This is a genomic window from Limnohabitans sp. 2KL-27, from assembly GCF_001269345.1.
Classification (GTDB): domain Bacteria; phylum Pseudomonadota; class Gammaproteobacteria; order Burkholderiales; family Burkholderiaceae_C; genus Limnohabitans_A.
In genome coordinates, this window is record NZ_CXOP01000002.1 from 1,268,844 (window position 1) to 1,287,667 (window position 18,824).

At 60.8% G+C, this 18,824-nt stretch carries 16 protein-coding genes; 3 read left to right on the forward strand and 13 right to left on the reverse strand.

The window, feature by feature from the left end; genetic code table 11:
- Positions 1-79 precede the first annotated feature (79 nt).
- Both LHAB_RS08925 and LHAB_RS08930 read left to right on the forward strand, forming a co-directional pair.
- Complete coding sequence (locus LHAB_RS08925; RefSeq protein WP_090045515.1) at positions 80-2,386, forward strand: cyanophycin metabolism-associated ABC transporter; 2,307 nt, start codon at positions 80-82, stop codon at positions 2,384-2,386.
- Entirely contained in the window at positions 2,383-2,847 is a 465-nt protein-coding gene (locus tag LHAB_RS08930; RefSeq protein ID WP_090045517.1) for a cyanophycin metabolism-associated DUF1854 family protein, read from the forward strand. Before LHAB_RS08925 ends, LHAB_RS08930 begins: the two co-directional genes overlap by 4 nt.
- Before the next feature lie 6 nt (positions 2,848-2,853).
- Here LHAB_RS08930 and LHAB_RS08935 read toward each other — a convergent pair whose 3' ends face one another.
- The 6 genes from LHAB_RS08935 to LHAB_RS08960 form a co-directional block, all read right to left on the reverse strand.
- Positions 2,854-4,218, reverse strand: a complete 1,365-nt coding sequence (locus LHAB_RS08935; protein WP_090045518.1) for an MBL fold metallo-hydrolase RNA specificity domain-containing protein — start codon at positions 4,216-4,218, stop codon at positions 2,854-2,856.
- Positions 4,219-4,376: 158 nt separating this feature from the next.
- Positions 4,377-5,519 carry a molecular chaperone DnaJ gene (gene dnaJ, locus LHAB_RS08940; protein ID WP_090045519.1) on the reverse strand — a complete coding sequence of 381 codons (1,143 nt, stop codon included), beginning with the start codon at positions 5,517-5,519 and terminating at the stop codon, positions 4,377-4,379.
- Positions 5,520-5,621: 102 nt separating this feature from the next.
- Positions 5,622-7,547, reverse strand: coding sequence for a molecular chaperone DnaK (dnaK, locus tag LHAB_RS08945; RefSeq protein WP_090047836.1), 1,926 nt, complete (start codon positions 7,545-7,547; stop codon positions 5,622-5,624).
- A 95-nt stretch (positions 7,548-7,642) separates the two neighbouring features.
- Complete coding sequence (grpE, locus tag LHAB_RS08950; RefSeq protein WP_090045521.1) at positions 7,643-8,197, reverse strand: nucleotide exchange factor GrpE; 555 nt, start codon at positions 8,195-8,197, stop codon at positions 7,643-7,645.
- Positions 8,198-8,371: 174 nt separating this feature from the next.
- A complete protein-coding gene (locus LHAB_RS08955; RefSeq protein WP_090045523.1) occupies positions 8,372-8,722 on the reverse strand; it encodes an FKBP-type peptidyl-prolyl cis-trans isomerase in 351 nt (116 codons plus the stop codon).
- Between the two features lie 87 nt (positions 8,723-8,809).
- Positions 8,810-9,982 (reverse strand): fumarylacetoacetate hydrolase family protein, encoded by a 1,173-nt coding sequence (locus LHAB_RS08960; RefSeq protein WP_090045525.1) that lies wholly within the window; start codon positions 9,980-9,982, stop codon positions 8,810-8,812.
- A gap of 184 nt (positions 9,983-10,166) precedes the next feature.
- Here LHAB_RS08960 and LHAB_RS08965 point away from each other — a divergent pair, with 184 nt between their 5' ends.
- Positions 10,167-10,817, forward strand: a complete 651-nt coding sequence (locus tag LHAB_RS08965) for a YiaD family glycine zipper/OmpA-like lipoprotein (protein ID WP_090045527.1) — start codon at positions 10,167-10,169, stop codon at positions 10,815-10,817.
- Between the two features lie 110 nt (positions 10,818-10,927).
- Here LHAB_RS08965 and LHAB_RS08970 read toward each other — a convergent pair whose 3' ends face one another.
- The 7 genes from LHAB_RS08970 to LHAB_RS09000 form a co-directional block, all read right to left on the reverse strand.
- Positions 10,928-11,509, reverse strand: a complete 582-nt coding sequence (locus LHAB_RS08970; RefSeq protein ID WP_369814110.1) for a MarR family winged helix-turn-helix transcriptional regulator — start codon at positions 11,507-11,509, stop codon at positions 10,928-10,930.
- A 38-nt stretch (positions 11,510-11,547) separates the two neighbouring features.
- Complete coding sequence (locus tag LHAB_RS08975; RefSeq protein ID WP_090045528.1) at positions 11,548-13,263, reverse strand: acyl-CoA dehydrogenase family protein; 1,716 nt, start codon at positions 13,261-13,263, stop codon at positions 11,548-11,550.
- A 41-nt stretch (positions 13,264-13,304) separates the two neighbouring features.
- Positions 13,305-15,029, reverse strand: a complete 1,725-nt coding sequence (locus LHAB_RS08980) for a tannase/feruloyl esterase family alpha/beta hydrolase (protein ID WP_090045530.1) — start codon at positions 15,027-15,029, stop codon at positions 13,305-13,307.
- Positions 15,030-15,214: 185 nt separating this feature from the next.
- Entirely contained in the window at positions 15,215-16,216 is a 1,002-nt protein-coding gene (locus LHAB_RS08985) for a Bug family tripartite tricarboxylate transporter substrate binding protein (RefSeq protein ID WP_090045532.1), read from the reverse strand.
- A 33-nt stretch (positions 16,217-16,249) separates the two neighbouring features.
- Positions 16,250-16,669: an acyl-CoA thioesterase gene (locus LHAB_RS08990; protein ID WP_090045533.1), complete on the reverse strand. Its 420-nt coding sequence runs from the start codon at positions 16,667-16,669 to the stop codon at positions 16,250-16,252.
- A gap of 9 nt (positions 16,670-16,678) precedes the next feature.
- The gene (locus tag LHAB_RS08995) at positions 16,679-17,443 is read right to left on the reverse strand and encodes an SDR family NAD(P)-dependent oxidoreductase (RefSeq protein ID WP_090045535.1); all 765 of its coding nucleotides are present in this window, start codon (positions 17,441-17,443) and stop codon (positions 16,679-16,681) included.
- A 90-nt stretch (positions 17,444-17,533) separates the two neighbouring features.
- On the reverse strand, positions 17,534-18,784 hold the full coding sequence (locus tag LHAB_RS09000; RefSeq protein WP_090045537.1) for a thiolase family protein: 1,251 nt from the start codon (positions 18,782-18,784) through the stop codon (positions 17,534-17,536).
- Positions 18,785-18,824: the final 40 nt, after the last annotated feature.

Below are 18,824 nucleotides of genomic sequence, written 5' to 3' on the forward strand. Positions count from 1 at the left end.
CGTCGTGGGTGACATCCATGGTTGTTTTTTGTCTCGTCGGCCGCCTGGGCCGTTCGAGTCGCTTCCGGTTCATCCTTCAATGACATCAACTTCTTCTTTGGCCACTGCATCCCGACAGGTTCTGCCTGACGCTTGGCAGGTTGAAGTCCATTCTTGTTTGCAACCTGATGAAAACGCAACAGCCTGGCTGGAGGTTGACCTTGACAGCAGCTTGCGATTTGCCAAAAGTGCCATCATTTTGACCGATCGGCGGGTCTTATCCCGGGCCGTTGGCGAAAAAAACTGGTCCAGCTGGACTTTGCAGTCGGGTTTGGCGCTGAAACTCACAGACCATGCGGGTGTGGGTTGCCTGACCCTGAGCAGTGTTGCAGGCCAGTTGGCGGTGTGGCGCTTCACCTTGGGCTTGCAGGCTGCTGTGGCCCGCTGGGTCGCACAGTTCGAAAGCCAATTGTCCCAATGGGGCAGCGCTGAACAGGGTCGCCCTTTGCAAAGTGTGCTGTCGGGTTCGGTCTGCCCGGTCTGTCAGACGGTCATGAGCGAAGAGGACGAAGACTGCCCCAGCTGCGGCCGTGAGGATCTGGCCCCGCCGTCGACCTGGACGCTGTTCAAGCTGTGGCGTTTTGCCCGCCCCTACCAGCGCTCGCTTTTGGCAGGATTTTTACTCACCTTGGCCGCCACCGCCGCCACCTTGGTGCCACCTTACCTGACCATGCCTTTGATGGATGACATCCTCATCCCTTACCAAAATGGCCAGGCCATCGATCCTGGCCTGGTAGCGCTATATTTGCTGGGTTTGCTCGGTTCGGCGCTGTTGGCCTGGGGCCTGGGATGGGCCAAGACCTACATCCTGGCCTTGGTGTCCGAGCGCATCGGCTCCGATTTGCGCACCACCACCTATGAGCATTTGCTCAAGCTCTCGCTGGAGTATTTTGGTGGGCGCCGCACGGGCGATTTGATCGCCCGCATCGGCAGCGAGACCGACCGCATCAACGTCTTTTTGTCACTGCACCTGCTGGACTTTGCCACCGACGTGCTGATGATTTTGATGACGGCTGTCATCTTGTTTTACATCAACCCCACCTTGGCGCTGGTGACCTTGTTGCCGCTGCCCTTCATTGGCTGGTTGATCCATGTGGTGCGTGAAAGACTCCGCACCGGTTTTGAAAAGATCGACCGCGTTTGGGCCGAGGTGACCAATGTGCTGACCGACACCATTCCCGGCATCCGGGTGGTGAAAGCCTTTGCGCAGGAAGACCGCGAAGCCCAGCGTTTCAAGGACGCCAACGCGCACAACCTGCAGGTCAACGACCGGCTCAACCGCGTCTGGTCACTGTTCTCGCCCACTGTGACGCTGATGACCGAAATCGGCTTGCTGGTGGTCTGGGGTTTTGGCATTTGGCTGGTGTCGGACGACCAGATCACGGTCGGTGTGTTGACCGCATTTTTGGCCTACATCGGACGCTTTTACAGTCGACTGGATGCCATGAGCCGGATCGTCTCGAACACCCAAAAAGCAGCAGCGGGGGCCAAGCGGATTTTTGACATCCTGGACCATGTCTCCAGCGTGCCCGAGCCAGTGCACCCTGTGGCTTTGCCGCCCCAAGTGCAAGGCCACATCACGGTGCGTGATGCGGGCTTTCGCTATGGCAACCGCGCGGTGATTCGCCAACTCAACCTCGATATCCAACCCGGCCAGATGATCGGTCTGGTCGGCCACAGCGGCTCAGGCAAGAGCACGCTGGTCAACCTGATTTGCCGCTTTTATGACCTGAGCGATGGCGTCATCGAGCTCGATGGCACTGACATCCGCCAGCTCAAGGTGGCCGACTACCGCCGCCAGATTGGTCTGGTGCTGCAAGAGCCGTTTTTGTTCTTCGGCACCATCGCCGACAACATTGCCTACGGCAAGCCCGAAGCCACCCGTGAAGAGATCGTGGCTGCCGCCCGTGCGGCCCACGCGCACGAGTTCATTTTGCGCATGCCCCAGGGCTACGACTCGCTGGTGGGCGAGCGCGGGCAAGGCTTGTCGGGGGGCGAGCGCCAGCGCATTTCGATCGCCCGTGCCTTGCTCATCAATCCGCGCATTCTGATCCTGGACGAAGCCACCTCGGCGGTGGACACCGAGACCGAAAAAGAGATTCAAAAAGCGCTGGACAACCTGGTGCGTGGCCGCACCACCATCGCCATCGCGCACCGCCTTTCCACTCTGCGCAAAGCCGACCGTCTGGTGGTCATGGACAAAGGGGTGGTGGTCGAAGAGGGCACACACGACGTGCTCATTGAGGCCCAAGGCGCTTATTGGCGCTTGTACGAAGCGCAGCAGCGCCAGGCCAAGGCCGAGGCGGTCTTGGGTGGCAGCGACGACGACAAGAAGGTGAGCGCATGAAGCCCTTTGATTTGCAACGCGACGCCTTTGGACGCTGGGTGCTGCACATGCCCGATGGCACACGCCATGCCCCTGTGACGGCCTTGCGGGCCTACCCGGTGTCTGCACCGGACGATGGGGTGGCGCTGATGGATGCCGAGGGACATGAAATTTTATGGATCGATGCCCTGAGCCAGCTGCCGCCAGACCTGCGCTCCCAGGTCATTCAGGCCCTGAACGAGCGGGAGTTTTTGCCCGAAATTCTTCAGCTGACCGATGTCAGCAGTTTTGCCACGCCCAGCACCTGGTCGGTGCTCACCGACCGGGGCAGCACGCAGTTCTTGCTCAAGGGGGAGGAAGACATCCGGCGTTTGACGGGCACGGTGCTGCTGATCAACGATGCCAATGGGGTGCAGTTCATGATCCGCGACCTGGCCGCGATGGACAAGCACTCTCGCAAATTGCTGGACCGTTTTCTATGAGCCGCCTCAAAGTGGCCAGACCGAGCCCTGCTCGGGCACAAGCGCTCGCCATTTGATCTCGTGCTCGATGCGCTGGCGCAGCATGTCCGACGCCTCGCGCTCGCCGTGCACCACATACACCTGTGCGGGTGCGCTGGGCATTTTGTGCAGCCAACTCAGCAGTTGGTTGGCGTCGGCATGGGCCGAAGCCGATTCGATTTGCGCCACCTCGGCGCGCACCGCCACATCCTGAGCGTGAATGCGGATGGTGCTGCGGCCACTGGCCAGCGCTGCACCCCGTGTGCCTGGGGCTTGGTAACCGGTCAGGATGATCATGTTGCGGTGGTCTCCCGCGTATTGCGCCAGGTGTTGCAAGACGCGTCCGCCGGTGGCCATGCCGCTGGCGGCCAAAATCACCATCGGACCATGTCGCCGCACCAATGATTTGGACTGCTCGGGTGTCTCCAGCATGGTGGCCACATGGTCCATTTTGTGCACTTCCTGCACGTTCAGGCGGTGTTCCCCGGGGTGTCGCTCAAACAAAGCGGTGGTGTGGATGGCCATCGGGCTGTCCAAAAAAATCGGCAAACCTTTGGGTATTTCGCCCGCGGCCTTGAGCTGCGCGATGGTGTGGAGCACGGCCTGTGCCCGCCCCACGGCAAAGACCGGCACCACGGCCACACCGCCGCGAGCGGCCAGTTTTTTCAGCAGCGGTCCCAGCTCCTCGAACAGCTTTTCCTTGGGGTGCTGGCGGTCACCATAGGTCGACTCGATCAGCACCGTATCGGCCTGTGGCGGGGGCTCGGGCGGGTTCATCAACGGGTCGTCAGGTCGGCCCAAATCGCCAGAAAACAGAATGCGCCGACCGCCCACATCCAGCAGCAAACTGGCCGCGCCCAGGATGTGCCCAGCGGGCTGAAAGCGGGCCTTCCAGCCGCGAATTGGCTCGAACCATTGGCCTTGATGCTCCGCGTGCAATTGCTTGAGGCAATGGATGGCCTCTTGCTTGGTGTACAGCGGCAGAGCCGGAGCATGCTTGGAAAAACCGTGTCGGTTGGCAAAAAACGCGTCTTCCTCCTGGATGTGCCCGCTGTCGGGCAGCAAGATGCTGGCCAGATCGCAAGTGGCCGAGGTGGCATGCACCTGGCCCCGAAAACCGTTTTTCACCAGCAAGGGCAAATACCCGCTGTGGTCCAGGTGTGCATGCGTCAGCACCACCGCATCGATGTTCGCCGGGTTGGCGGGCAAAGGACTCCAGTTGCGCAGGCGCAGTTGTTTGTAGCCCTGAAACAGCCCGCAATCGACCAGCAGCCGCTTTTGGTTGTGCTCGATCAGGTACTTGGAGCCGGTGACGGTGTCGGCCCCGCCGAGGAAAGTGATGGTGGCGCTCATTCGATGAATGCTGCGCCGGAAACTAAGACGACAGATTGATCAGGGTCAAACACCCACCAAAGTGCGAGAGGGGCTGCGGCGGGTGACGATTTTTTGCGTACCCGCCATGAGGAACCCGCCGCAGCCCCTCTCGCACTGCCCAGCGAGCCCGTTCAGATTCAAGCTCCGAAGAAACCTTTGAGCTTGTCGGTCCAGGTTTCTCCACTGGGCTGGTGTTTGCCACCGCCCTTGGACAGAGACTCCTCAAACTCCTTGAGCAGTTTCTTTTGGTGCTCGGTCAGCTTGACCGGCGTTTCCACGGTGATGTGGCAATACAGATCGCCCGGGTAGCTGCCGCGCACGCCCTTGATGCCCTTGCCGCGCAGGCGGAACTGCTTGCCGGTTTGGGTGCCCTCAGGAATGTCGATGGCCGCTTTACCTCCCAAAGTGGGCACTTCGATCTCTCCGCCCAAGGCCGCTTTGGAAAAGCTGATGGGTACGGCGCAGTGCAGGTCATCGCCATCGCGTTCAAAAATCGAGTGCTTCTTCAGGCGAATTTCGATGAACAGATCGCCCGGTGGTCCGCCGTTGGTGCCCGGCTCACCGTTGCCTGCACTGCGAATGCGCATGCCATCGTCGATACCGGCAGGGATTTTGACTTCCAGCGTCTTTTGCTTTTTGAGCTTGCCTTGCCCTTGGCAGGTGCCGCAAGGCTCGGGGATGATCTTGCCCGTGCCACGGCAGGTGGGGCAGGTTTGTTGGACACTGAAAAAGCCCTGGCGCATCTGCACTTGGCCTTGGCCGTGGCAAGTGCCACAAGCCTTGACGCTGGTCCCAGGTTTGGCCCCCGAGCCGCTGCAGGTGTCGCAGGCGTCCCAGCTGGGGATGCGCAGTTGCGAGTCCTTGCCGTTGGCCGCTTCTTCGAGCGTGATTTCCATCGCATAACTCAGGTCTGCGCCCCGGAAAACCTGGCGTCCACCGCCGCGTCCGCCCCGGCCCTGGCCCCCAAAAATGTCGCCGAAGATGTCGCCAAAAGCGTCTCCAAAACCGCCAAAGCCCTCGGCTCCACCGCGCATATTGGGGTCGACCCCGGCGTGGCCGTGCTGGTCATAAGCCGCTCGTTTTTGCGCGTCCGACAGCATTTCGTAGGCTTCTTTGACCTCTTTGAATTTGCCTTCGGCTTCTTTGGCCTTGGCGTCTTCTCCCTGGTTGCGGTCAGGGTGGTACTTCATCGCCAATTTGCGATAAGCCTTTTTGATGTCATCGTCCGAGGCGTTTTTGGCAACGCCCAGCACTTCGTAAAAATCTCGTTTTGTCGCCATGGGGCAAATCCAACCGTTAGAACAAGAACGCCGCGAAGGCGATTCAGTCACCTGAATCAGCTTGCGCGGCGGGACTGCGGCCAGGCCGCAGAGGGTGGGGTGTTAGCCCTTTTTGACTTCCTTGACTTCAGCGTCCACCACATTGTCGTCTTGCGGCTTGGCCTCTGCGCCGGCAGCCGCTGCACCCGCAGCGGCTTGCTGGGCTTGCATGTCGGCATAGACCTTTTCGCCCAGCTTCTGGCTGGCGTTCATCAGGGCTTCGGTTTTGGCTTCGATGGCGTCTTTGTCTTCGCCCTTGAGCACCTCTTCCAGGGCCTTGGTGGCCGCCTCGATGGCTTCTTTTTCTGAAGCTTCGATCTTGTCGCCGTGCTCGGTCAGGCTCTTTTTCACGCTGTGCACAGCGGCTTCGCCGGCGTTGCGAGCTTGCACGAGTTCGATCTTTTTCTTGTCTTCCACCGCGTTCAGCTCGGCATCTTTCACCATTTGCTGGATCTCGGCTTCGGACAGACCGGAGTTGGCCTTGATGGTGATTTTGTTTTCCTTGCCGGTGCCTTTGTCCTTGGCGCCCACGTGCAAGATGCCGTTGGCGTCGATATCAAAAGACACTTCGATCTGGGGCGTGCCGCGTGCGGCAGGTGGGATGCCTTCGAGGTTGAATTCGCCCAGCGCCTTGTTGCCGCTGGCGATTTCGCGCTCGCCCTGGAACACCTTGATCGTCACGGCCGGCTGGTTGTCTTCGGCGGTCGAGAAAGTTTGTGCAAACTTGGTCGGGATCGTGGTGTTCTTGGTGATCATCTTGGTCATCACGCCGCCCATGGTCTCAATGCCCAGGGACAGAGGCGTCACGTCGAGCAGCAGCACGTCGGTGCGGTCGCCCGACAAGACCTGGCCTTGAATCGCAGCGCCCACAGCCACGGCTTCGTCAGGGTTCACGTCTTTGCGGGGCTCTTTGCCGAAGAACTCCTTGACCTTTTCCTGCACCTTGGGCATGCGGGACATGCCGCCGACCAAGATGATGTCGTCGATCTCACCCACCGACACGCCTGCGTCCTTGATGGCCATGCGGCAAGGGGCGATGGTGCGCTCGATCAGCTCTTCCACCAGTTGCTCCAGCTTGGCGCGGGTGAGCTTGATGTTCAGGTGCTTGGGGCCGGTGGCATCGGCCGTGATGTAGGGCAGGTTGACGTCGGTAGCGGCCGAGCTGGACAGCTCGATCTTGGCTTTTTCGGCGGCTTCTTTCAGGCGCTGCAGGGCCAACACGTCTTTGGCCAGATCGACGCCGGATTCTTTCTTGAACTCGGTGATGATGTGGTCGATGATGCGTTGGTCAAAGTCTTCGCCGCCCAGGAAGGTGTCGCCGTTGGTGGACAGCACTTCGAACTGCTTTTCACCGTCGACGTCGGCGATTTCGATGATGGACACGTCAAAAGTGCCGCCACCCAAGTCGTACACCGCGATCTTGCGGTCGCCTTTTTCTTGTTTGTCCAGGCCAAAGGCCAGGGCGGCTGCGGTGGGTTCGTTGATGATGCGCTTGACGTCCAGGCCAGCGATGCGGCCCGCGTCCTTGGTGGCTTGGCGTTGCGCATCGTTGAAGTAAGCAGGCACCGTGATCACGGCTTCGGTCACTTCTTCGCCGAGGTAGTCTTCGGCGGTTTTCTTCATCTTGCGCAGGATTTCGGCGCTGATCTGGGGCGGCGCCAATTTGTTGCCGCGCACTTCCACCCAGGCGTCGCCGTTGTCGGCTTTGGCGATGGTGTAAGGCATCAGGTCGATGTCTTTTTGGACTTCTTTTTCGGCGAACTTGCGGCCGATCAGGCGCTTGACCGCGTACAGGGTGTTCTTGGGGTTGGTGACCGCTTGGCGCTTGGCCGACGCACCGACCAAGATCTCGCCGTCTTCTTGGTAGGCAATGATGGACGGGGTGGTGCGAGCGCCTTCGGCGTTCTCGATCACTTTGGTCGTGTTGCCTTCCATGATGGCCACGCACGAATTGGTGGTGCCCAGGTCAATACCGATGATTCTTCCCATTTTGATGCTCCGAAATTGGTAAAAAGTGCAGATGGTTTGCAAGTGGGGCGGGGGATATGCTTTTCAAGTCCCCACACGCCACAAAAGGTTTTGGCTTATTTGGGCGCGGTGACCGTGACCAAAGCTGGGCGCAACACCCGGTCGGCGATTTGGTAGCCCTTTTGCAGCACCATGACCACGGTGTTGGGCTCCTGGTCGGCTGGGACCACGCTGATGGCTTGGTGGTGGTGCGGATCGAACTTGGTGCCGGCTGGGGGGGCGATTTCGGCCACTTTGTTGCGCTCCAAGGCGCTTTTGAGCTGACGCAGGGTGGCCTCGGAGCCTTCGCGGATCTGCTCAATCGTCACGTTGGGGATGGCCAGTCCGGCCTCCAGGCTGTCGAGCACCGGCAGCAGGCTGTCGGCAAAACCCTCCACCGCAAATTTACGGGCCTTGGCGATTTCGTCATCGGCGCGGCGGCGGGCATTTTGCACATCGGCTTGGGCACGCAGGTACTGGTCGGCCAGGTCGGCGTTTTGCGCCTTCAGGTTGGCCAACTCGGCCTGGGCATCGGCCAGAGGGTCGGTCGCGGTCATGGCGGCAGCGGCAGCGGCAGCCAATGCTTCGTCACTCTGGGGCTTGGGGTCTTGGTTGGGTGTGGCTTCTGACATGAACAATGTCCGCAAAAAAATGAATACCCCATTTAAATAGGGGCGTTGTTTCAGGCTTCAAGGGGGCTTTGCGGGTCTCCAGTTCCGCAGGGGGCACGAAAAACCCGCCCAAAGGCGGGTCGGTCGGTAAACCCGCCGAAAGTCGGGTTGTGCCGCGGTCGCGGCGGCTTGGGCTCAATCGAGCGCCAGCAGTTCCACGTCGAACTTCAAGGTGGCGTTGGGCGGGATCACGCCGCCAGCGCCACGGGCACCGTAGCCCAGCTCGGCTGGGATGATCAGGGTGCGTTGACCGCCCACCTTCATGCCGGCCACGCCCTCATCCCAGCCCTTGATGACCATGCCTGCGCCCAGACCGAACACAAAAGGGTCGCGGCGATCGCGGCTTGAATCGAACTTGGCGCCTTGCTGGCCGTCCTTGAAGAGCCAGCCGGTGTAGTGCACGGTGACGTCTTGACCTGCTGTGGCGACTTCGCCTTCGCCGACAACGGTGTCTTCGTATTGCAGGCCGGAGGGGGTGGTGTTCATGGGGAGATTCCTGTCAGAAATGACCCGGTGCCTCTGGCGGGCTGCCGGGATGTGGAAAACCCAAAATTATGCCAGCCCCGCCAATCTTCAGCTCGCCCGATGGCGTTGGGCCAGATCGCGCATCAGCGCGCCCACGCCATAGGTCCAGGCTGGTGCCTGGTCCGAGGTGGTGACCCGGTTGACCAAGGTGCCCAGTTGCGGGGTGGAAATGCTGACCACGTCGCCCACCACATGGGTGAAGCCCTGGCCGGGGCCGTGGCGGTCCTGCGTGGGCGCAAACATGGTGCCCAAAAACAGCATCATGCCGTCCGGGTACTGGTGGTATTTGCCCATGGCCTGACCCGCCAGGTCCAGCGGGTCACGGCTGATTTGGCTCAAGGCGCTGCTGCCTTGCATCACAAAACCTTCGGTACCTTGTACTTTCAGGCTCAGCTCACATTGACGCACATCGTCGATGCCGAAGTGCTCGTCAAACAGGCGAATGAAGGGGCCGATGGCACAACTGGCATTGTTGTCCTTGGCTTTGCCCAGCAGCAGGGCGCTGCGCCCTTCGAAGTCGCGCAGGTTCACATCGTTGCCCAAGGTGGCCCCCACCACCTCGCCGCGCGAGTTGGCGGCCAACACGATTTCGGGTTCGGGGTTGTTCCACTGGCTGCCCGGATGGATGCCCACTTGTGCGCCAGGACCCACGGCGCTCATGGCTTGTGCCTTGGTGAAAATTTCAGCGTCCGGCCCGATGCCCACTTCCAGGTATTGCGACCACATGCCCTGGTCCAGCAGCACTTGCTTGAGCTGGGCCGACTCGGGGGAGCCGGGCACCACGCTGCGCAGGTTGTCGCCGATGACCGCCACCACCGCCTGGCGAACAGCTTCGGCGCGGCTGGCATCGCCACGCGCCTGTTCTTCGATCACGCGCTCGAGCATGCTGGCCACAAAAGTCACGCCTGCGGCCTTGATGGCTTGCAGGTCGCAGGGTGCCAAAAACCAGGGTTTGGCCGGGTCACGCGCCGCTTCGTCGCTGTTGGCCAGCACGGCGGCCGTGCTGCCTAGGGGGCTGGCCTGACCGGTGCTGATGCTTTGCCTGACCCGGTCTGCCACCTGGTCTAGTTCAAGCAATTCGCTGCAGGTGAGGGCCAGGCTGGACAAGTCCAGCACCTTGTCTGGCGTGACCGCGACCAAAACCGGTCCCGTGTTCGGCTGCCAGATGCGACCGATCAAGAGGGCGTTGTCACAAAGAAGGGGCAGTGCAGAGGTGTTCATGTTTGAAGTGTCCAAATCAATGCTTTTTATCTTGCCAGAAGTTCAGGCGGGGCGGCTGTCGCGAACAGGCCTGCCGATTTCCTGGGTGGGGGCGAGCCATGGTTGAGCAACTTGTGCGTTGGCGCACGTTCATCGGCGTCGATGGACCTTAAAGTGGTCTGTTTCGATGAAAAGGATCTTCCAGATGAACACCATGAGTGCACTCCAATCCGCGGGCACCTTGACCTGTGCCTTGGCCATCTTTCTCACCGGATGTGCAACGTCGACCCCTGAACAAAGGGGGGCAGGCACAGGTGCTGTGATCGGTGCTGTGGCTGGCCAAATTTTGGGCCGGGACACCAAGTCCACCGCCATTGGGGCGGGCTTGGGTGCTTTGGGCGGCTATGTCTGGTCCAAAAGCATGGAGGACAAGAAGCGCGCCATGGAGCAAGCCACCGCCGGAACCGGCACGGTGGTGACCCAGACCGCAGACAACCAGCTCAAGCTCAGCATTCCCAGCGACATCTCGTTTGATTCAGGCCGCTCCGACATTCGGGCCAATTTGCGCCCCATCCTGGACCAGTTTGCACAAGGCTTGAGCCAACAGGCCAGCATGGAGGTGCGGATCGTGGGGCATACCGACAGCATGGGCAGCGATGCCGTCAACAACCCTTTGTCGGTGAACCGGGCCCAAAGTGCCCGCGATTATCTGGTGTCACGCGGAGTGAACAGCAGCCGAATCAGCATCGATGGTCGCGGTTCTCGAGAGCCGATCGCTGACAACAGCACCGAAGCGGGTCGCGCCCGCAACAGGCGCATTGACATTTTCCTGGCCGAGCGAGCCACAGCACGTTGAGATGGGTTGTGTGGGGCTGATGCCCAGGACAGAGCTCACCGCCGAAGGGATTTTTCTCACAAGCGACTGGTTCGGGTGGCCATCTTCGCCCAGCGACTTGGGCATTGACCTCAGAGGTAGATTTTTTGCAGCAATGCCAGCAGCGTTTGGCGCTGCGCCGGTGTGAGCTTGGCTGTTTTTTCAATTTCGAGCTCTGTGGCGGTTTGCTCGGCTTGCACCATCAAGGCCTGCCCTTTGTCGCTGGCGTGCAGTCCCACGGCGCGACCGTCATGGGGGTGGGGTTTGCGCTCGATCAGGCCGCGTGACTCCAGCGACTGGATCAAACCCACCAGATTGGGGGGCAAGAGGTTGAGCGTGGCGCACAGCTGTCGCGAGGTCACGCCCGGGTTGTGGCAGATGGTGGACATGACCGAAAAATCCACCGGCTTCAAGCCGTAAGGGGCCAGGCGCTCCAAAAACAGCTCGATGATGCTCAACGCGGCTCGGCGCGCGTTGTAGCCCATCAGGGTTTGCAAGTAAGCCGTGTCCACCGTGTCCACCGCGTGCGCGAAGGACTGGGCGGGCGACACACGCGCCCGTCGCGCCTTGGCAGGCAGGGGCTGACTTGCTGCGCCGGGCAGGGATGAGCCCGGCTCGGTGGTCTCTGGCCTTTGGCCTTTGAGCGGTGCTTTGTGGGAAGGGTTGCGGGGCATGGCGGCGCGAAAAAGAAGGCGCGGTTGAACAGGCCGGATTATGCCGCCACGCACTGCTGCACGATGATGAAGCTGCGCATCTGGAACTCGGGCAGCACCCAATTGCGCAGGGCTTGGGCGGGTGATCTCCAGCGTGTCTCTGCGTTGGGGGTGGTCTCGTCCAGGCCAGCCTCGATGCGCAGCCAGGCCCAATCCATCAGCACCAGCGCCACGGCGCGCAAATAGTCGTCGGCCACGCGGTAAGCGAGCGCCGCGTCTTTGGGCGCAGCCTGCACGATTTGCTGGGTGATGGCGCGCAGGGTCTGGATGCGGGCCTGCGCAGGCGTGCTGGCTTTGGCCGTCTTGGGCAAGTCCGCTGCGATGGCATCGAGCAGGGCGTTCATGCCCGCGCCGCCATCGGCCAGCACCTTGCGCACCAACAGGTCAATGGCCTGGATTTCGTTGGTGCCCTCGTAGATCATGGCCACGCGGGCATCGCGCACGATTTGCTCGATGCCCCATTCGCGCACATAGCCGTGTCCGCCAAACACCTGCAGGCAGTCGCTGCCGCCGTGGAAGGCCTGGTGTGTGAACACCGATTTCATGACCGGGGTGACCAATGCGCACCAACGTTGGGCAGCGGCTTGGGTCTCGGCGTCGGGACTGTGTTTGATCAGGTCGAGTTCCAGCGCGGTGCGGTAGGCCAAAACGCGACCGGCATCGACCCAGGCACGCTGTGTGTCGAGGATGCGGCGCATCGCGGGGTGTTCGGCAATCAGGTCGGCTTCAGCAGCACTTCTGCCTTTCCCTGGCGCACGCATCTGGCGGCGTTCCTGTGCGTAGGCGTCGGCCTTTTGCCAGGCCGCGTCGAGCAGGCCAATGCCTTGCAAGGCCACGTGCAGGCGGGCGGCGTTCATCATTACGAACATCGCGTTCAGGCCTTTGCCGGGCTCGCCCACTATTGAAGAGACCGCTTCGTCAAAGCGCATGACGCAGGTGGGGCTGCCATGCAGGCCCATTTTTTCTTCGATGCGGTCGCAATGCACCCGACTGCGCGAGCCATCGGGATAGAACTTGGGCACCAAAAAGAGCGACAGGCCTTTGGGGCCAGGGGGGGCATCGGGCAGGCGCGCCAGCACCAGGTGCACGATGTTGTCGGTGAGGTCGTGCTCGCCGCCCGAGATGAAAATCTTGGTGCCGCTGACCTCATATTGACCATCGGGCAATGGCACAGCTTTGGTCCGTGCCAGGCCCAGATCCGAGCCGGCATGCGGCTCGGTCAGGCACATGGTGGCCAGCCATTCTCCAGTCGCCACCTTCTCTAAATAGCGTGCTTTGAGTTCTTCACTGGCGTGGTGTTTGATGCACTCGTAAGCGCCGTGCAGCAGGCCGGGCGCCATGGTCCAGCCATGGTTGGCGCCCGAGAGCATTTCGTAGAGCATGGCTTCAAGCACAGTCGGCAGGCCTTGGCCACCGTCTTCGGTGCTGGCCGCCAACGCGGGCCATCCCGCTTGCCAGAAGGCTTGGTAGGCGTCTTTGAAGCCCGGCGGCATGGTGACCGCGCCGGCTTGCCATTGCGCGCCGATTTCGTCGCCATCGCGGTTGAGCGGGGCCACAACCTCCCCCACGAACTTGCCTGCTTCATCGAGCACTTGCTGCATGAGTTGCGGGTCCACCTCTGCAAATGCGGGCAGGGCTTGCAGCTGGGCTGGCGCGTTCAACACGCGGGACATAACGAACTGCATGTCGTCGGTGCGGGGTTGGTAGGCGTTCATGGTCGATTTCAAAAACAAAGATTCAGGGTCAAGGGGCCGGTTTATTGGCAGGTGAAACTGTCGGCATTTTCCAGTGAACCATGGCCCTTGTATTTGGCGACTGTGGGGTAGGCACACAGAGGGCGAGTGCGTTGTGCGCTCCAGTTTGCGGGCAACTCGGCGTTCACACCTCCGGCATTACCGGCTCCACGCACTTGCGCGGTGATGCGGTCAGGGGCAATGCCTTGCTCCACCCAAGCCACCAAAGGCGTGAGGACGTCAAACTGGTCTGTCGCTGGGCCTGCGCTGCAATGGTTCATTCCGGGAATGGGGAAGTGGCGCACAAAATTGGCGCTGTTGGGCACTTCTTTCGCCACACGATCCACCCAAGCACGGGTGTCGGTTTCTGAAAAAACCGGGTCACTGACACCGTGGTAAAGCAAGACCTTGGCGCCTCGTTGTTGAACCTGTTTCATATTGGTGGGTTTTGCGTGATGCAAGGGTGTGATGGTTTCATCTGCGCTTTCACTGAACCCAGGCGGTTTGGCAAAAATACCGGCATACAAGTTGTCGTAGTCCGAATCAAAAGCCTTGACGTCACGTTTGGGGCTGGTGAACACATGGCTCAAGGCGCCTGGGTCCAGGGCTTGCGAAAACACAAATTTCCAAGTGGCCCAGTTGGCGCCAGACACCCCCGGGTCGTATGGAAATGGGCTGTACAAAGGAGCGCCAGTCGTGGTTTGACCCCCTTTGAAGACTTGGGCGATGACATTTTTTTGCATCACACTCAAGCATTTGCCGTCACGCCCTGCGGTGCAATTGGGGATGTCCTTTTGCACGTCAAACGCTTTTTGGCAAGCCGACACATCTTGAACAATACCGTCGCTTGCGCCATCGATGGCATCGCATTTGGCCAAAACTGCACGGGCCAAGACCTGTCGGTCTTCGGCGTTGAAGCCAACGCCGATGTCAGGGAATTTCAAATTGGGATTAAAGGGGTGGTTCACCGTGGGGCCCGCGGGTGCCAAGCTGTTCCACAAGGAAGAGCCCCATAGTTGGGCCAAAGCGGCATTGGGCAAACGGTAGCCGGGTGCACCGGCCAAGTAGCCGTCAAACTGCTGTGCATAGCGCGAAGCGGCCACCAAAGTGTGCCGGCCGCCGTTGGAGCAACCCGCGATGTAGGAGCGGTCCGGCAATTTGCCATACGCCGTTTTGATCAGTTCCTTGGCCATGGGCGTGAGTTTGCCCACGGCGGTGTACCCATAGTCTTGTCGTGCCTGGGGCTCAGAGCCAAAGTAAGGGTTTTGTCTGGGGTTGTGTCCTGCGTCTGAGCTGATCACGGCGAAACCTTGCGCGAGTGCGCCCGTCAAAGGTCCGCCACCCAAGGCTCCCAGCGCGGGCTGAACGATGCCATCCAAGCCGCCGTTGGCTTGGTAGAAAAAGCGGCCGTTCCATTCTTTGGGCAGGCGCATTTCAAAACCAATCGCATAAGGCTGCCCATCGGCACCTTGACGCTCCTGCATCTTGCCCTTGATCAAACAGTGGCTGCCTGTTTGGTAAGCCGTGACAGCAGTGGGTTGTGGGCCGGTACGCACCACCCCAGCCTGAACCAACTCGGTCGACTCAATGCGTGTCGCTGCATATTTGAACTGGTCACGCAGTTCATCGCATTGCAACAAAGAACCGCTTCGTGCGGGTGCCAAACTGGCGGGTGCTTGGGTCGTCAAACCGTCGGCGCAGCCTGTCAGCCACAATAAACTTCCCAAAGCTATGAGTCGGATCGCCATGTCAGCCCCTCTAATTTGGTGAATGACAGTGCGTCGTGGTTGCACTGTCTGAAGAATCGAAAATCACAAGGCCAGTTTGGACCTCTGGCAGTCAGTGTTGGATGTCACAGAGAACAACTCGATGGCCATGGTGTCGCTTGTAGCGCATGGGCCATCGAGGTGCTTCTGCAGGGTTGGCTGTGAGTTCAGGAATCCACGCTGAAACCGATGCGCTTGATCAGCGGGCCCCAACGCTCGAGTTCCACTTGCGAGCTCTTGAGCTGGTCTGCTGTGGAGCCGCCGAATGGAATCAGGCCGACAACGGTCAAAGCGTCTTGCACGCCTTTGTCTTTCAAAGCCGCATTGATGGCGGTATTGGCCGCCTGGATCACGTTGGCAGGGGTCTTGGCGGGGGCGTAAAAGCCGAACCATTCTTCCACGGTCAATTCTGGGAAGCCTTGCTCGGCAAAGGTGGCCACGTCAGGCACAAACGGCGAGCGGGTTTTGCCCGAGGTGGCCAAGATGCGCATCTTGCCCGCCTTGTGGTTGGCGATGAAGTCGCCATGCGGTGTGAACATGCAAGCGATCTGGCCACCGACCACGTCGGTCACGCCGGGCACCGAACCACGGTAAGGCACGTGCTTGAACTCGAAGTTCTGGTTCAGGCCCAACAGCGCACCGATGAAGTGCGGCGTGGAGCCCGCTGCGGGTGAGCCGTAGCTGGCTTGCGCGGGGTTGGCTTTGGCCCAGGCGATGAAGTCTTTCACGTTCTTGACGCTGGCAGGCACCAAGGGGCCCACCGCAAAGCCGTGGTGAATCATGGACGCTGTGCCCACGGGCGTGAAGTCCTCAAATGGCTTGTATTGCAGGTTCTTGAAGATGTGGGGGTAAAGCGAAATCGCCGAGAACGGTGTCATGGCCAAGACCGAGCCGTCGGCCGGAGCGCTTTTGAGCAGGTTCAAGGCAATCTGACCGCCAGCGCCTGGGCGGCTGTCGATGATGCCGGCGTTTTTGCTGTAAGGCGTGCCGCCAAATTTTTCGGCCACACGGCGGGCGCAGATGTCGCCCGAGCTGCCGGGTGGGAAGCCGTAAAGCACTTTGACCTGCTCAATCGGCAAACCGCTTTGTGCCCAGGCTTGCTGGAAAACGGTGCTGCCCAAAATGGCTGCACCGATGGTGGATTGAACGAATTCACGACGGTTGGTCATGCTTGTCTCCTCTAGGGGGTGGTTAAAAAACGGTTAGCTGCACAAGGCCTTGATGTCTTCGGGCACCGGGATCGCTTTGATGCGGTCCGGGTCATCGGGGTGCTTGATGCAAAAAGCACGCACTTCGGTGCCTTCGCACAGCACGGTGTCGCCCCGCATGACCACATGTTTGTGCACAATGACTTTTTCACGCCACTCTTGCACACTGGTGTGCACCTGAATGGTTTCGCCGTAGGTGGCTGGACGGATGAACTTGGTGTTGATTTCCAACAGCGGGGTGCCGATGATGCCGCGCGTCTTGACCAGCTCGCGCCAGGGCGGGACGCCGCACTTCACAAAAAAATTCAAGGACGAAGCGTCCATCCATTTGGAGAAGTTGGGGAAAAAGACGATGCCTGCGGGGTCGCAGTCACCGAACATCACTTGCACTTCGTAAACAACGGTTTTGCTCATGTTCGGCTTTCAGCGCGGCGCCATGCGCAAGGCACCGTCCAAACGGATGACTTCGCCGTTCAGGTGGTCGTTGCTCACGATGTGGCAGGCCAGCTCGGCAAATTCGCTGGGTTTGCCCAAACGCGCGGGGAAGGGGATGCTGGCCGCCAGCGATTGCTGCACAGGCTCAGGCAGTCCCTTGAGCAAGGGGGTCGCGAAAAGGCCAGGGGCGATGGTGCACACGCGGATGCCGTGTTGTGCCAAGTCGCGCGCCATGGGCAGTGTCATGCCCGCCACCCCGGCTTTGGAGGCGCTGTAGGCCTGTTGACCGACTTGGCCGTCAAACGCCGCCACAGAAGCGGTGAAGACCATCACGCCGCGGGCGTTGTCCTCCATGGGATCGAGCTTGGCGCAGGCGGCTGCGAACAGACGGGCCGCGTTGTAGGTGCCGATCAGGTTGACGTTGATCACCTTGGCAAAGTCTTCCAGCGGCGCGGCATTGCCGTCCTTGCCGACCACGCGTTTGGCTGTGCCGATGCCGGCAATTTGCATCAGGATGCGGGCGGGGCCATGGGCGGCGGCAGCGGTTTCGATGGCTTGGGCCATGCTGTCCGGGTCCGACACGTTGCAGTGCACTGCAACGCCGCCAATCTCTTTGGCCACGCGCTCCGCGTTCTCCAGATTGAGGTCGAGCACCGCAACCTTGGCGCCCAGGCGGGCGAGTTCACGGGCGGTGGCTTCGCCCAATCCAGAGCCACCACCGGTGACCAGAGCTGCTTGTCCTTGGATGTTCATGTCGAGACCTTTCAGTTGTGGCGCGGACCGTCAGGTCCGTTGCTGGGGGAGATGGGGTCAGGGCTTGAGCCACTGACCCCACCGTTCAATTCATTGACCTTCGGGGTTTTCGATCAACAGCGCAATGCCCTGACCGCCCCCCACGCAGGCGCTGGAGATGCCGTAGCGCAAGCCACTGCGTTTCAATTCGCGGACCAGCGTGATCGTCAGGCGAACGCCGGTGGCTGCCAGCGGGTGGCCCAAAGCGATGGCGCCGCCATTGACGTTGAGTTTGGCCAGATCCAGCCCGAGTTCGCGGCCCACGGCCAGGGTTTGTGCGCCTTGGGCCTCGTTGATCTCGAAACGGCCAATTTGGTCGAGCGTCAGGCCGGTGCGTTCCAGCAGCAATCGAATCGCCGGGGCCGGTCCGATGCCCATGATTTCGGGGGGCACGCCCACAGCCGCTGCAGCCACCACGCGGGCCAGAGGCTTTTTGCCCTGCGCTTTGGCATAAGCCCCTGACGTCACCACGCAAGCGGCCGCGGCATCGACCAGGGCCGAGCTGTTGCCACCGGTTTGCACACCGCCTTCGTACACGGGCCGGAGTTTGCCCAGAACTTCTGCGGGTGAGATGCGGGGGTGTGTGTCGGTGGCCACTTCGGTGACCTTGCCCTGCAGCTTGATGCCACGGGGTTTGTAGCCTTCGAGCTCGAATGTCTCCGTGACCACGGGCACGATCTCGCCCGCGTGGAAGCCCGCTTCTTGCGCGGCCACGGCCTTGGCAAACGAGTCTGAGGCGAACTGGTCCACCTCTTCACGGGTGATGTTGTATTTTTTGGCCAGGTTCTCGGCGGTTTGGATCATGTTGATGCCAGCGGCTGGGTCTTTCAGCGCTTCCCACATGTAATCCTTGAAGCCCACAGGCGCGCCCAGCTTGAAACCGGTGCGGTGGTCAAAGGCGGCGATCGGGTTGCGCGTCATGCTTTCAGTTCCCACCACCAGCGCAGCCTCACACACGCCCGCTTCGATCTGCTCACCGGCCTGGCGAAACAGCTCAAAACCGGTGCCGCAAATGCGCTGGGCCATGATGGCGGGCACTTCTTGCGGCACACCGGCATACAAGCCGATGTGGCGGGGCAGGAAGAATTGGTCAAAGTCGCCAGGGGCCATGTTGCCGGTGATGACCGAGCCGATCGCGGTGGGGGCGATGCCCGCGCGCTTCAAAGCCTCGCGGGCGGCCTTGATGCCCAAGTCTGTGGGCGAGATGTGGCCCAGTGCGCCACAGTAGTCGACCATGGGCGTGCGCACGCCTTCGTGCATCCAGACATCGGCAAATGCGTTGAAAAATCCTGGGGAGGCCATGTTCTTGTCTCGGTCGGTCGGACATCCATGTCCGAGGTCG